The following is a 14,834-nucleotide window of genomic DNA, read 5'->3' as shown; positions in this document are numbered from 1 at the left end:
AAATCGAAACCGACGACTCACAGAACGTCCGGACCGAATGAAGGGGGCGACCCAGTGTGAACCTAGCCGCGCGGCACCGGCGGGCCAAGCCACAGCAGCGCGGCAAATAGCGCCGCCACGAACGCCACCAGCAGCAGCACCGCGAGCCACACATTGCGCAGCACCCACGCCTGCACGTGTTCGATGAAGCCGCGCGGCGCTTCCCCGCCCGGCGCCAAACGCCAGCCGCCTTCAAGCATGCCCCTGCGGTCGACGTACATTTCAAACGGCACCGTGGCGAACGGCACGATCGCGAGCAGCACGCCGGTGATGCCGAGTCGGGCGGGCCATTTCTGGTTTGCCCACACGAACACTGTCGAGGTCGCATAGCTGAGGAACACGAATCCGTGGATGCCGCCGGCAATCGGCACGATATTCGTGACGTCGAGTGCGCGCAGAATGAGCGCGGCGATGAGGCCCGCCCAGGTGAATACCTCGGCGATTGCGAAGCTGCGAAAAAGCGTGCGGGGGCTGATCGACTTGGTTGGTGAGGTGGTGACCATGTGATGGGTATCTCTCTATTTGGTTGCCGGCGAAGAGGGGGTTATTGCCGATGCGCGACGCAATTTGATCGCACCGAAAAAACCGAGCGCGAGGAATCCGGTGGCGATCACAATCGCCCAGCGGGTCGCATCCGCAAACCCATTGGTGAGCGCCTGTACCGCGGCATCGGTGTGAGCGCCGAGGCTGCTGTGCGGGCCCTGGGCTCGCAGCTGCAGCAGTGTCGTGCCGGCCGATAGGCGGGTTGATTCTGCCAGTGAGTCAGCCGCGGGGCCGGTGAAACCAGCATCGCTGAGAGCCGACGGCAGGGTGAGCGCGAGCGACATCGACAGTGTGGCACCGGCGAAGGCGGTACCCAGGGCCGACCCCACCTGGCGCACGGTGCTTTGCGTGGCCGAGCCTTGGCCAGAGATCTCAACCGGAATATCCTGCAGCACCGTTCCCGTCAGCTGTGCCGATGCGAGCCCGAGCCCGAGCCCATACACCACCAGTGGTAGGGCAACAAACCATCCGGAGGTTGTTGGGCCGACGAAGAATGCGAGGGTTAACGCACCGGCAACTTCAAGACCGAGACCGATCAGCACGGTGCCGGGCGAACCGAACTTTGCGGCGAGGTGGCGAGCTGAGGCACCGGCAAGAAACGCACCGAACGCCATGGCGGCGAGCACCAGCCCGGCACCCATCACGCTCAGGCCGAGCGCATTAATGAGATAGAGGGGGAGCACGAACACGATCGCGAACTCGCCGATAGCGACCATTGCGGCGGTGAGGTTGCCCCAAGAGAACGTTGAGTACGAAAACAGTCCGAGGTCGAGTAGTGCGGCGCGATGCACTTTCTCGCGGTGTCGTTCCCACACCACAAACAGGATGAGCGCAACCGTGGCCACCGCGAACGCTACCGGCACGATCGAGATTGGTGCGCCCTTCGGCCACACCCAACCGAAGATGCTGAGCTCGTTCTGCGGTGTCCACCAACCCAGATCTGGCCCTTCAATAACCGCGAACACTAGGGCTCCGAAGCCGATTGCGCTCAGCAGCGCGCCGTCGACGTCAACTCCGGGGCGCAGCTTTTCGCCGCGGGTTTCGGGCACGGTGAATAGCGCCGTAATGAGCACCAGTGCGCCGATGGGAAGGTTGACGAGGAATATCCAGTGCCAGGTGGTCCACTGTGTGAGTGCACCGCCAGCGAGCGGGCCAACTGCGGCCGCGCCCGAGATTACGGCACCCCACACACCGAATGCGGCAGCCCGGTATTTGCCTCGGAATACGGCGTTCACGGTAGAGAGTGTTGACGGCATGATGCAGGCCGCACCCACCGCCTGCACGGCACGCGCTGCGATCAGCATTCCCGCGCTTGCTGCAGCAGCAGCGAGCAGACTTCCGGCAACAAACACCACCAGGCCGACAAGAAACAATCGTTTGCGGCCCCAGCGGTCGGCGAGGTTGCCGGTCGACAGCAGCAAGGCTGCCAGCAGCACGGCGTAGAGACTGTTCACCCACTGCGCGTCGGTGAGGTTGAGGCCCAAGTCGCTGATGATGGTGGGGAGGGCGACACCGACGATGGTGCCGTCGAGCACAATGAGGCCGAGCCCCACCGCGAGTGCGGCGAGGCCGAGCCAATCCCGACGTGTGGGAGCAGTGATTTGTGCGCTGTGGGTGGCGGTCATGATTGCACCGATTCTGATTTGCTGCGGGTGGCAGCGCTTTCGTTGACGGCACGACCGAGCGCGATCGAGAAGATAACGAGCGCTGCCGAGATGGCGATGTGGCCCAGGCCCGCGATGCCGGCAAACATGGCGTTCGACTCTTGGCCCAGCACTGTGAGGCTGCCGTGCCAGATCAGCATGGCCGAGGTGATCACGACACCGACGTTGTAGAGCCAGAAGAACCAACCGAATAGCCGGCGGCTGCGCGAGATGACGAACACTTTATCGATTACCAGCACCACCAGAAGCACCAGGAACCCGAGCGTCAGCAGGTGGGTGTGAGCCACGCCGAGCTGCGTGAACTGCCCGGCGGGGAAGTCGTTGAGTTTCGTGAACTCGCGGTAGAACACACCCGCACCGAGCCCCAGAATGAGGTAAAGGAATGCTGCGTTGAAGATTTTCTTCATGGTTTGGGTCCTTTCAAACGGGTTCGTGATGCGGCGAACCGAGGGGTCGCGTCGGCGTGAGGGGGCCGACCGTGTCGGGTGGATGCGCTGAGCCTGTTGGGCGCGAGCGCCGCCACACCGAGATGGGTGATCTTGTCTCTACCTCATCAGCTGGCTCGGTTTATGGCATCGCGAACTCTGTTGAACTCAAACTCAACCGTTCGGTTGATGTGAGTGGGGTTGCTGTACGCACGCGGGTCGAATACTTCGCCGGAGTCCTAGGCATGCTCAGGCCCGGGTGCGTAACTGCGAATCGCACAGATGCTTCGCGAGCCATGAGCAGCCGTTCTCTCAGCCGGATTTCGTCACGCTGAGTCACTATTCACGATGCGAAACATCTCGTGGTGCTGAGTTGTTGAATGCACGCTGTTGGCGTGATTTGGTTGAAGTTCGGCATGGGGTAGCACTAGTCTCGGTGGCTGCTAATAGCGTTTAGCCAACCGGGAACAGGTTGCTCGAGATGGCTCTAGCGCAGGAGAAAAGACCAGATAGTGCCGCCAGCGAAAGAAGCTGAGCGAACCGAATTGCATCGAACGATTTAGCGGATTGCCGATGATCTGCGCGGGCTTTTCGACGACCCGACGGCCTACAAGTTCAACCATCCCGACCCTTACACGCCGTCAGGTTCCTACTCGTGCGCCCTCGCAGACGTAACGGGAGACGGCCTCCCTGAGCTGCTCCTACAGGCCGATGTCACCGACTACTTCGCGCCAGTCACCGTATTCGGCAAACCGGCAGAAAAACAGCTCTTCAATGTGCGATAAGTCCTCATCGCCGGCGCTGGATCCGGTGGCGGGGCCGCGCCTATATCGATGTTTCGGATTCGGGGAACGGGCTCTATCAAATCTCTGGCACATCCTCCCGACTGGCGCCCATCACACGAACGCGGGCCGTTGGAAAACCTACGCAAGAAGTAGGGCTTCCTCTGCGCCGGGTTATCGCCCGTAGGGTAGCTCACCGCTGTTCGGCACCGGTTCAGGGTGCTCGATCACGTACTGCACTGACGCCGCCTCGATAGCCTGACCGCATCCTTGTCCATGAGCCCCCGCCTCAACGTCGCGATGGCCGCAGCGTGGGTTCCGACGATGTTCAACCAGGTGTCGCACATAGCCCGATAGTCGTCGTCCCAGTTTGCCCCGCCGTTATTGAATAGTTCGCCGCCGATCCTTCCCGCGATGCGCACCACTTCACCCTGCACGGTCTTCGCGGGCCCGCCCATGGGCACTAGGTAATCCCACAGCCACGAGAACTGTTTCCGCACCGGAAGGTCGGGGACATCGATGCGGCTGGTTCCATCGTGCGGTTCGATTAGTTGCACCGGCGGCACCCCGGAGAGCCGATACAGTTCCGCCATAGCGGCGTCGATGGCTCGGCTCCCGTCGCTGCTTACCTTCCTCGACCGTGCGGTCTGGGCATGTTCCTTACCGAACTTCGCGACGAAACGGCGGCCTTCGTCGGTCAGGTGCGCGCCCGCGTCGAGCAGGAAGGACAGGGTCTCCAAGACGGAAGGTAGCTTGTAGCTTTCGTAGGCCTGAGCCACGGCCAGGTCTGCTGCGGTGTAGTCGTGTGGCCATTCGAGGGCGTGGATGTTGGCGCCGTGCTCGAGAAGCAAACGCACGGCTTCGACACGGCACTCGCGTGCCGCGATCATGAGCGGTAGGTACCTGCTCTCAGGATTGGGGTTGGCGCCGAGCTCGAGCAAAAGCCGCATACGTGGAGTGTCCCAGTCGCTCGCGGCGGCCGTGAGCGGCGTGTAGCCGAAGCGGTCTTGAACATCAATGTCAAGACCCTGCTCGACCAGCCACCGCACCAACTCTGGCGGGGATTCAACCAACGCCAGCGCTGTGCGCTTGTAATATCCGGTGGTTGCCTCCAGCAGGCACGTATCGTAGACGGCTTTCATCGCATCGAGGTCGCCGCTTTCGAGGATCTCAGTGAAATTCGCCGGGAGGGTTTTACGCTTGCGAGCCATTCGCTGATGCTAGCAGCATCGCCACCAAAGGGATCGGCGGTGCATTGAACAAGAAGACGCCGTATCGAACAAACAGGGGGTGAGCCGCCTTCACCGTCACTAGGCTCCGACCTCCCCGGCATAAGGGCTACGCGGTCCGCTTTATGACCTGAACCACTTTCCAGCCGTCTGGTAATTCCCACTCATAAAACGCGGTACCCTGGTGAGCGGCAGCAGATGAGCACCTGCGCAACGGTGAGTAGTTGTTGCCGGTAGCCCATGTCGCCGTCCTTAGCTGCTGGACTCACCGCTCAATCCAGCCACGGGCGGTTCATCACCTGAGCAAGGACAAACATATGACAATTAAAAAAAGCTGGCTCGGTGGCTTGCTTTTGACATTGATCTTGGCGGCGTCGTATCTGGTTGGGGTCGCCCCAGCGATGGCCACGCCAACTTTCACCTACCCCGACGCAGTTCACGACGTGACCGTGGAAGCCAAGTCGCGTGACGAGGGCTCCCAGGCGCGCGTCGACGACGAGGTAACGGTAAACGCAAACTGGAATGTGCCCAACGGCGCAAAGGCCGGCCAAACTTTCGGCATGACCCTGCCGGAAGAGTTCGCGCGCTACGCCGACGGAAAGTTCACCGTATCCGACGAAAAAACAGGGGCAGCAGTTGCCAACTGTGTGGTATCAAACGACCCCAAGCCAGTGGCAACTTGCACCCTCACCGACTTCGTCAACGACAAAGAAGAGGTCGGCGGAAAACTGTGGTTTTACGCAACCCTCGATCAGCCGACCGACAAGAACGAAGTTGAGTTCATTATCAACATGAAGACCGTCAAGGTCAAAGTTCCCGGTACCGGCGGAATCGGGAAAGTCGCACCCGGTTACGGTTCCGACGAGCCGGCCAAATACAGCACGAGAACCAATGTCTCGCAAGACCTGATTGCCTGGGGTGTCTCGTTCCCGTCGACCTCCGCAGAAAACGGTACGGTGACGATCACCGACGAGATCGTCCATGACACTTCGAGTGAGCGGCACAAGCTCAACGAGTACCCGATCGAAGTCGAGTTCCGCAACGTCAACCCCGACGACAGCTTCGTTGCAGGAGAAGATTGGGCACCGCTTGACCCAGCAAACGTCACCACAGACGCAGCCGAAGGGAAAACATCATTTACCACAACGGTGAAGAACATTCCTACCGATAAACGTGTGCAGTACCGGGTGCTCTACTGGACAAAGATCGACGGCAAGACCTTCGACGGCGACGTCTACAAGAACAAAGCAACTGTCAACAAGAAAACAGTCGAAGCCGACTTCACGTGGACCGCAATCGGTGGCGGCACCGGCTCTGGTAAGGAATACACCAGGTTCTCAATCGCCAAGTCGGTTGAGGGTAGCGGTGCAGACAAGGTTCCCGCCGACACCAAATACACCGTCAAGTACACCGCTGACGGTGAAGAAGACACGCTCACGTTCGCGGCCGGAGAAGAAAACCGCCTCAATTCAAAGCGCTACAAGATCGGCACCGAGTTCACCATCACCGAAGTGAACCTCCCAGAAATCGAAGGCATCGAATGGGGCGACTACGAAATCACCGGCAACGGTGTTTCGAAGAACGACGACGGGGGCTACACCGTCACGCCGAAAACGCACGAACCGGTCAAACTCAACCTCGTCAATAAGGCTGAGCTGCAGAAGGGCAATCTCTCAGTCGCCAAATCGGTGAGCGGTGAAGGGGCGGGGCTCCTTCCCGAAGACACCGAGTACAAAATCGGATACTCCTACACGCTGAACGGCGAAGAGATCACCGGCACCCTCACCGTGAAAAACGGTGAAGCTGTGCGTCTGCCTGAAGACGTGCCCGCTGGAACTAAGGTCACCCTGACCGAAAAGAAGCCTGCCGATGTTGAGGTTAACGACTCAAAGAAGGTCAGCTATGGCGAGCCGCGGTTTACAGCAGGTGCCGAGTCGGGCACTGAAGTGACGGTAACGATTGAGGGTCGTAAAACGGTGGAAGTCGAACTTGACAACCCGACCACCGTGACAGAAGAGCCCACACCGATACCCACGCCGGAGCCGACGCCTGACCCCACGCCCGAGCCGACGCCTGAACCCACCTCTGAACCGACCCCGGTGCCGGAGAAGCCGGTCGAGTCGGCAAATCCGAGCCAGCCTACGGATCAAACCCCTGCGCTTCCGAGTACGGGGGCGCAGAACATGGGCCCGATCGTCGGCGCAGCACTGCTGCTGACCACCATTGGTACCGCAGCACTGATCATTACCCGCAAACGCCTGAGCTCATAACTCAGCGCAAATGAAGTTGCCCTCATCGATTCAATGAACCGGTGAGGGCAACTTCATTTTCTGGCTCGCAACCTGCGAGCTAACAACAAAGCACTAATGCTTGCCCGCTACTGAGCGGTTGCCATCAACCCCACGAGTAGATCCGCGACATCCTGCGGCGAGAGCGCATCAAAGTTCTCTTTCGACAGCGAATTGATCTCGATAATGAACAGTGCCTGGGCATCCTCGTCGTAATACAGCGCACTGTAATAGCCTTGCGGGTTCGTGGGATACCAGCGCGTCAACACCAACACCTCAAGATTGCCCGAGGTGACCGTCTCGACTGTGTTGTCTTGTTCTGGTGTGCTCGGCGTGTTCTTGAATTCGTCGTAGGCTGCCTGAGCATCGGCGCTATTTGAAGCCTGGATGATCTGCAAGTCGCCCGCGTACATATCGCGCCGCCAGAAGTCACAGATGTAGCGATACCCCTCGGTATCGTTCGCATAGCTACCCCAGCCAACATTAGTGATCTTTGCCCGCTTATCAAGGATGCGCGGCATCTTCTCGGCCAACAGGCACTCACCCTCGCTCAGCACCGGGTATTCGAGCCCGTAGCCGTCCGATGACTCCCAGCCATCAGCGGTCTGCTGCAACCACGACTCGGGAATCTGGGTGACGCTGTTCAGGTCGGGTTTCGGATCACCCTCCGAATCTGCCGTCGAACAAGCGGCAAGAGGCAGCGCCAGTAGCAAAGAGAAAGCCAGTGCGGCACGTCGTTGATTTCGCATGCGCACATGCTAACGGCCGAGCCTCATCGCGCACCCAGAACCAGGTCAGCGAGCCATGCCACACTCAAACCATGACGCACACGCACAGACTCATAGGCAGGGTTCGTCGGGTGCGCACCGGCAAAGTCACCACCCAACAGTGGAACGGCCGCGAAATCAACACTGGTGCAGCCAAAACACCCCGTGACGGGCGCGTGCCAGTCACCCTGCAAGGGCTCGAAGGCGACGAACAGGGCAACCTGAAAGTGCACGGCGGCCCCAACAAGGCAATCTGTTGCTACCCGTTCGAGTTCATCGACCGGTGGCGGGCCGACGGTATCCCCCTTCCCGAAGGCGCGCTCTTCGAAAACCTCACCCTCGAAGGTCTCACCGACGAACAGGTGAACCTCGGCGACATTTTTCAACTCGACGATCTGCGCGTGCAGGTCACTCAGCCACGCCGCCCTTGCGCCACGGTATCGGCACGCTGGAGGATGAGGCAGCTGCCGCAGCTCATGCAAACCACCAACCGCACCGGTTTCTATTTCCGGGTGCTCGAACCCGGCACCGTCGCCCAGGGCGACACCCTGCGTCTGGTTGAACGACTCGAAAACTCGGTATCGGTGGCCGAAACCAATCGCATCATGAACGTCGACCGCAACGACACTGGCGACATCCAGCGCCTACTCGCATCGCCCGAACTTCCCGAACGCTGGCGTGCGACACTTCAGCGTCGGCTCAGTGGCGAGCTCGAAGACGACTCGGCACGGCTGTTCGGCACCACCTAATAGACGAGCACGCGGATGCGACACCCGGGGCAGGTCTACAGGCTGCGGCCGATTTCCCACAGCCGGTCGGGTCGACCATCAATCGCCTCCGACAGTGCAAACGCCTGATCGTCCGAGAGTGACGACACATAGTCGAGCACTCCACGCCCCACCCCAAACCGGTGCGCTTGCGCCACCGACTCGGGCGTCGGTACCCCCTCGGGGCGACGCTGCATGAGCGCCAACTGCTGACGGGTGGCGAGCTCAACAAGCTCTCGCAGCCGCGGCGGCACCCGTTCACGGTCATACCGGTCGTCGAGCCACGACGTTAATCCGTTCACGATCCGCAGCAACACAAGGCTGAGCCCGCGCTGATACATCGCAATATCGGGCCGGTTCAAAATAAAGTGCCGGTGCACAAACTTGAGCACATTCACCGCGTGCCAGGCCGCCACATCCAATGTCACAAGCCCCGTGCGCGGATTGTCTGCCGGAGCCAACACCACCGCCTGCTGCAGATACCCGATCCAGCGGCTCGTGAACGACGACAGTGCCCGCTCAGTGGTGAGTGAGCCATCGAAATCTTCCGCGAGCAGACCATCCACCAGGTCATCAGCCACCAGCCGCACCGCATCCGCAAACGCATCATCATCGGCGATCCAGGGGTCGTCAGCGTGCAGTTTGCGCCGCAACAGCTCCAACGGGGCACCCGGTCGGGGCCGCTGCCCACCCAGCTGTGAGGCATCCAGCTGCCGCAACTCCAACGCATCCTCAAGCCACGAACCAAGCTCACGCGCAACCGCGCCCTTACCGAGCAGACCGGCCCGATAAAAATCATCGACATCGTGCACCGAATAGGCAATATCGTCGGCAATATCCATCACCGTCGCTTCGAGCGACTGCTGCAGCGGCAAAACCCCGGCAGACCCCTCCCTGGCATCCGCAAGATCTGCCGCATCCACAAAATAGGCCGAATATTTGCGCACCACCAGCTCGCCATCAATCCGGCGCAACCCCGGCGGCAGCAACGCGGCGGGATCGGTGACCGTAACCGCAGGTGTCCACGGATACTTCGCGGTTGCCGAGCGAGTGGCGGCAGTGAGGTTGAGGCCGTGGTCGGTATCGTGCCACACATCCAGGGCGGTGACGATGCGATAGGTCTGGGCATTTCCCTCAAACCCATCTGGCAGGCCGAGTGTTTCACGAGCGACCCGGTCGAGCACCTGCTCGCCAAGATGCCCAAACGGTGGATGCCCGAGATCGTGCGCGGCAGCTGCCGCCTGCGTCACCACCGGGTCACAGCGGTACTCGTCGCGTTTGGCGGCGAGTTCATCAAGTTCATCCGCCAGTTGCTTCGCGATAGTGCGTGCCACCGCGGTGACTTTGAGCGAGTGCGTGAGCCGATTGTGCACGAGCGGCCCGGCGCCCGTTTGGCCGATCACCTGTGTCACGGCCGAAAGCCGCGCGTAATAGGGCGAAAACCGGATGCGCTCCAGGTCGCGTCGAAACTCGGTGTCGCTATCGGCAATCTCGTGACCGCCAACAGCATCGGCGAAACGTCGGGCAGTGCGGGAATGCGGTTTCATGAACAACCTCGGCGATATCAAATGGCTGCTGGTGTCACACTACCTCTGCCCGGCACGAACCAACCGCACAAGTGAACAAGCAGCGAGCGCCGCACCCTAAAGCTTCCGCAGCCTCGCCGCCGCCTCATGCAGCACCTCGGGGCGCTTACAGAACGCGAACCGCACGAGCGACTCAGCCCCCGAAGCATCGCGGTAAAACGCCGATAGCGGCACTGCCGCCACCCCGATGCGCTGCGGTAGCTCACGACACAGCTGCGCCGCATCAGTAACCCCCAAAGGTGCAGCATCCGCCACCGCAAAATAACCACCGTTCACCGGTGCCACCGCAAACCCGGCATCCGCAAGCGCCGGCACCAGCAGGTCACGGCCGGCGCGCAGCTGCTCACAAATCGCCGCAAACTCGGCATCCGGCAGTGCCAACCCCACCGCAATACCCTCCTGCAGGGGGCCAGCGTTCACATAGGTGAGCCACTGCTTCACCGCGGTCACTGCCGACACCAGCTCGGCAGAACCAGTCACCCAACCAACCTTCCAGCCCGTGGTGGCGAACGTTTTACCGCCGGACGAGATCGTAACGGTGCGATCACGCATCCCCGGAAGCGAAGCCATCGGAATGTGCCGGTGCTCGTCAAACGCGAGGTGTTCATACACCTCGTCGGTAATCACGACGAGGTCGTGCGCGATAGCCAACTCGGCAATCTGCTCGAGCTCGGTACGTGAAAACACGTGCCCGGTGGGATTGTGGGGCGTGTTCACCAAAATTGCGCGGGTGTTGGGTGTGATGGCGGATGCAAGCCGATCAACATCAAGCGCGAACTCCGGCCATTCGAGCCGCACCGGCACGAGCGTCGCCTGCGCGAGCGCCGCATCAGCATCGTAGGCGTCGTAGAACGGCTCAAACGCAATCAGCTCATCACCCGGTTCGCACAGCGCCAGAATTGCCGCCGCCAGCGCCTCGGTGGCCCCGGCGGTGACCAGCACTTCCGAATCAACATCCCACTCCAGGCCATACCAGTGACGCTGGTGTGCGGCGACGGCATTGCGAAGCTGCGGCACTCCGGGGCCGGGCGGGTACTGGTTACGGCCCTCGGTAATCGCCGTGATCGCCGCATCCAGCACCGCTTGCGGGCCAGAAGTGTCGGGGAACCCCTGACCGAGATTCACGGCGTCGTGTTCGACAGCCAACGCCGACATTTCGGCAAAAATCGTGGTACCAAACCGGCGCATCCGGGACACAAGCTCGCTCATGCCCTCATGCTACTGATCAGAACACCAACAACCCCGCTGAGCGTGTCATGCAAAGTCAATCGCCGGGTGAAGCGATCAGCCGGGCAGCTCGAGAAACTCGCGTATCGCTGGTAGTTCGCGTTCAATCTGAGCGCTACCGAGCTCGTACATGTGCCGCAGCTTGCGCACATCGGTTTCGGCGTTCGAGACGGTTAACCCCTCGGGGCTGAACAGGTATGCTCGGCCGCTGCGCTCCAACTCAAACAGCTCTACACGGGTGCGGTTATACCGCAAGGGCCGCTTGATCACCGCGTCAGCAATCGCCGGATAGCGTCGAAAAAGCTTGCGTAAACCAGCCGAAGTAACGCTGCCGCTGAGCGGTTTCACATAGTTGCGTGGCCGCGTGAGCACCACCACAAAACGTGAAAAACCTGCAGCTTTCGCAGCATCCAGCGCGAACCCACCGGTGGGGCCCAGCGCCCCATCGAAATACACGTGACCGTCAATCGTCGCCGGCGGCATCCACACCGGCAGCGTCGAAGAGGCACGCACCCGCACCATCAGATCGTGCAGGTCGTGCATATCGTCGCGGCCCCAGTAGACCATCCGGCCAGTGTCAGCCTGCACCGCGCCGATCGCGAATTGCGCCGGATGCGCGCGGAACGCGTCCCAATCGTAGGGGAGTGCCGCGCCAGGAAGCCCGGTTTGTTCATAAATATATTCGGCATGAAACCGGCCCTTGCCCTGCATCCAGGTGCGCCAACTGCCAAAGTTTGGGTCGGCAGCCAACTCCACAAACGATACGCGTGCGCGGCCGGCGTCGCGGCTCAAATAGTTCGCGGTGCAGCTGGCACCGGCCGAGATGCCACCCACCCAGGGAAAATCAATACCCTCGGAAATGAGCCGGGTCACCACCGCCGAAGTGAAACTGGCGCGCATCCCACCACCCTCAAAAATGAGAGCCGTCGATGCCAAAGCGTCGGAATGCGTCATACCAAACATTGTTGCAAGACTCGGTTACGGCTGCGGCTCGCGCCCGGAACGCGGCCGAGATACCAACCGCACCGGGATGCGGCGACCAGCAAACGTTCCCACCCGCTCGGCAAACCGGCCCGGGAGCGCACAGCCGCACTCAGGGCAGCACCCATCAGCTGTCAACCGATACTCCAGCACCCGATGCCAATCGCGCACGATCAGCTCCGCACCACATTGCGGACACCAGGTGGTGCCGCCGACAGCATCATGCACGTTGCCGGTGTAAACAAAACGCTCACCGGCAGCGAGCGCGATCTCGCGCGCCCGAGAAAGTGTCTGTGGCGGTGTACGCGGCACATCACGCATCCGATGATCGGGATGAAAAGCCGTGAAATGATGCGGCACTTGTGGCCCCAGCTCATTGACCACCCAACTCGCCATCTGCTCAATCTCAGCATCCGAATCGTTATGGCCCGGAATCAGCAGCGTGGTGATCTCCAACCAGCAATCGGTTTCGTTCTGAATGAAACTGAGCGTGTCAAGCACCGTCTGCAACCGCGCACCGGTGATGCGGCGATAGAAGTCGTCAGTAAACCCCTTGAGATCGATATTTGCGGCATCAACCGCACGATAGAGCTCGGCGCGTGGCCCCGGCGAAATATAACCGGCACTCACCGCAACCGACTTCACTCCGCGCTCGCGGCAGGCCTCAGCAATATCAATCGCATACTCGGCAAAAATAGTCGGGTCGTTGTAGGTGAACGCCACCGAATCGCATCCGGTGCGAATGGCTGCCTGCGCAATGGCTTCGGGCGTAGCCTGATCTGCGAGCCGGTCAATCTCACGCGAGGTCGAAATATCCCAGTTTTGGCAAAACTTGCAACCGAGATTGCAGCCGGCGGTGCCGAAACTCAGCACCGAGGTTCCCGGATAGAAGTGGTTTAGTGGTTTCTTTTCAACCGGGTCGATACAAAACCCGCTCGAGCGGCCGTAGGTGTCGAGCACGATTTCGTCACCGTCACGCATCCGCACAAAACAAAACCCGCGCTGCCCGTCACGTAGCTTGCACTCGCGCGGACACAGATCACACTGCAAGCGGCCATCATCAACCACATGCCACCAGCGAGCCGCTACTCGCTCCACTCGCGCACCTCATAGCGCAGCAGCTCAATATTCGGCGACCAAAAACGCTCATCGAGCCGTGCCTTGCGTTTGAGGCCGTGCAAGAACTGCTTCGGATCGTGAAGCTGCCGCCACACCTGCGGAAGATAGGTTGCCCGGTGCCGCCCCGAACGCAGAATCAGCCCGTCGACGCCGGGCCGCAGCGCATCGATCGCACCCGCCTCGGTGCCGTCAAACTCAAGCGCAACTGGCGCAGTGAGCAGCGACACACTCACCGAAACCCGCTCAAGCTCGCTCGCGCTGAGCGGGGGAAACCGCGGATCGTTAAACGCTGCGGCCAGTGCGTTCTCGGTGACATCATCGCGGATGCTGCGGAAGGCCGAGAGCGTGCCGATACACCCGCGCAACGCGCCGTCAATTTCGAGGGTCACGAATGTGGCACCGGGATGGTGGAGCGCTTCATCACCACCGGGCCAATCGGTGTGCACCCCCAGCTCGGCCGCGATAGTGGCTCGCGCCAGCTTTACGAGGACGAGCCCCTGTTCATCAGTGAGTGTGTGCATCATTCAGCACCTCCAAGGGGTGGTGTTGGTTCGGTGAAAGTTACTGCGGCATAGCCGACAACGCGGTCGTGATCGCCATAGGGTGTATCACCCGAATTCGCGGCAGCAACCAGCTGAGGCTGCCAACCGCCAGCTGCGGCGGCGTGCAGCAGACCGTTCACGGGACGCACTCCGCAGGCATCACCCGCACGCAGCTGCGCAGCGCAAGCCAGCACCTGCTCGATAGTTTGCGCATCGCGTATTTGCGCCTGCGCATAGCTGAGGTAGTGCGAAAGGTCGCTCGACACCAGCACGAGCGTATCCGGCACGGCTGCAAGCGCCCGGGCAATTACCCCGGCTACAACCGGAGGCGCCACGTCACCCACCGCAAGCGGTGCCACTGTGAACGGCACGTCAGCGCTCGCGGCCAAGCGCTGTAAGAACGGCAGATGCACCTCGAGTGAATGTTCTTGCGCATGCACTTGCGGCGCCGGCACCACAACCGGCAGTTCACGTACTGCGGTCATCAACTCTGCATCCAGCGGCACCTGGCCCAGGGGGGTGGCGAACGCATCAGCTGCCGGGTCAGCAACGCCACGAATCGCCACCCGGTGCGTGGGCCCAAGCAGCAGCACCCGCAGCGGTGCGCCGAGCGGGATGCAGTTATAACCGGATGCAGCAATCGCCCCCGAGAAACGATAGCCGGCGTGCGGGGCGATCAGGGCCCGCAGATTGGGCAAGGCGGCATGAGGCCGCTGGGTCAGCAACCCGTCTACCTGCACGCGCAGCTCGTCAGGCTCAGCTGGGTAAAACATTCCGGCCACGGCCGGATGGCGCACGGTGCTCATACGACCAGAATGACACTCGTGGCTGAGTGGCTGCGGAATGTCACCGCGGCTGCATAATAGGAAGGCTGA

Annotated in this window: 13 protein-coding genes; 2 read left to right on the top strand and 11 right to left on the bottom strand. The window is 61.2% G+C overall.

Annotated features, from left to right (window positions below; all coding sequences use genetic code 11):
* Positions 1–62: 62 nt before the first annotated feature.
* The 4 genes from RQ865_RS04765 to RQ865_RS04750 form a co-directional block, all read right to left on the bottom strand.
* Entirely contained in the window at positions 63–542 is a 480-nt protein-coding gene (locus RQ865_RS04765) for a DUF3817 domain-containing protein (protein WP_311477977.1), read from the bottom strand.
* A 15-nt stretch (positions 543–557) separates the two neighbouring features.
* Positions 558–2,207, bottom strand: a complete 1,650-nt coding sequence (locus RQ865_RS04760) for a DHA2 family efflux MFS transporter permease subunit (RefSeq protein ID WP_311477976.1) — start codon at positions 2,205–2,207, stop codon at positions 558–560.
* Positions 2,204–2,653 carry a DUF2871 domain-containing protein gene (locus tag RQ865_RS04755; protein WP_311477975.1) on the bottom strand — a complete coding sequence of 150 codons (450 nt, stop codon included), beginning with the start codon at positions 2,651–2,653 and terminating at the stop codon, positions 2,204–2,206. The genes RQ865_RS04760 and RQ865_RS04755 overlap by 4 nt, the downstream gene beginning before the upstream one ends.
* A gap of 1,027 nt (positions 2,654–3,680) precedes the next feature.
* A complete protein-coding gene (locus RQ865_RS04750; RefSeq protein WP_311477974.1) occupies positions 3,681–4,664 on the bottom strand; it encodes an ankyrin repeat domain-containing protein in 984 nt (327 codons plus the stop codon).
* 335 nt (positions 4,665–4,999) lie between these two features.
* On the opposite strand from RQ865_RS04750, the gene RQ865_RS04745 reads away from it, so the two are divergent.
* On the top strand, positions 5,000–6,952 hold the full coding sequence (locus tag RQ865_RS04745) for a DUF5979 domain-containing protein (RefSeq protein WP_311477973.1): 1,953 nt from the start codon (positions 5,000–5,002) through the stop codon (positions 6,950–6,952).
* Positions 6,953–7,059: 107 nt separating this feature from the next.
* On the opposite strand, the gene RQ865_RS04740 is transcribed toward RQ865_RS04745, so the two are convergent.
* Positions 7,060–7,719 (bottom strand): hypothetical protein, encoded by a 660-nt coding sequence (locus RQ865_RS04740; RefSeq protein ID WP_311477972.1) that lies wholly within the window; start codon positions 7,717–7,719, stop codon positions 7,060–7,062.
* 71 nt (positions 7,720–7,790) lie between these two features.
* Between RQ865_RS04740 and RQ865_RS04735 the strand changes: the two genes are divergently transcribed.
* Positions 7,791–8,486, top strand: coding sequence for an MOSC domain-containing protein (locus RQ865_RS04735; protein ID WP_311477971.1), 696 nt, complete (start codon positions 7,791–7,793; stop codon positions 8,484–8,486).
* A gap of 35 nt (positions 8,487–8,521) precedes the next feature.
* Here RQ865_RS04735 and RQ865_RS04730 read toward each other — a convergent pair whose 3' ends face one another.
* From RQ865_RS04730 to amrB, 6 genes are all read right to left on the bottom strand, one after another.
* Complete coding sequence (locus RQ865_RS04730) at positions 8,522–10,051, bottom strand: dGTP triphosphohydrolase (RefSeq protein ID WP_311477970.1); 1,530 nt, start codon at positions 10,049–10,051, stop codon at positions 8,522–8,524.
* 96 nt (positions 10,052–10,147) lie between these two features.
* The gene (locus RQ865_RS04725; RefSeq protein WP_311477969.1) at positions 10,148–11,299 is read right to left on the bottom strand and encodes a pyridoxal phosphate-dependent aminotransferase; all 1,152 of its coding nucleotides are present in this window, start codon (positions 11,297–11,299) and stop codon (positions 10,148–10,150) included.
* 75 nt (positions 11,300–11,374) lie between these two features.
* Complete coding sequence (locus RQ865_RS04720) at positions 11,375–12,271, bottom strand: patatin family protein (RefSeq protein WP_311477968.1); 897 nt, start codon at positions 12,269–12,271, stop codon at positions 11,375–11,377.
* Positions 12,272–12,295: 24 nt separating this feature from the next.
* Positions 12,296–13,396, bottom strand: a complete 1,101-nt coding sequence (amrS, locus tag RQ865_RS04715) for an AmmeMemoRadiSam system radical SAM enzyme (protein ID WP_311477967.1) — start codon at positions 13,394–13,396, stop codon at positions 12,296–12,298.
* Complete coding sequence (amrA, locus tag RQ865_RS04710) at positions 13,384–13,941, bottom strand: AmmeMemoRadiSam system protein A (protein ID WP_311477966.1); 558 nt, start codon at positions 13,939–13,941, stop codon at positions 13,384–13,386. The genes amrS and amrA overlap by 13 nt, the downstream gene beginning before the upstream one ends.
* Positions 13,938–14,765 carry an AmmeMemoRadiSam system protein B gene (amrB, locus tag RQ865_RS04705; RefSeq protein WP_311477965.1) on the bottom strand — a complete coding sequence of 276 codons (828 nt, stop codon included), beginning with the start codon at positions 14,763–14,765 and terminating at the stop codon, positions 13,938–13,940. The genes amrA and amrB overlap by 4 nt, the downstream gene beginning before the upstream one ends.
* Positions 14,766–14,834 lie beyond the last annotated feature (69 nt).

The organism is uncultured Gulosibacter sp. (assembly GCF_963509965.1).
GTDB lineage: Bacteria > Actinomycetota > Actinomycetes > Actinomycetales > Microbacteriaceae > Gulosibacter.
This window is presented reverse-complemented; position numbering and strand designations above follow the sequence as displayed.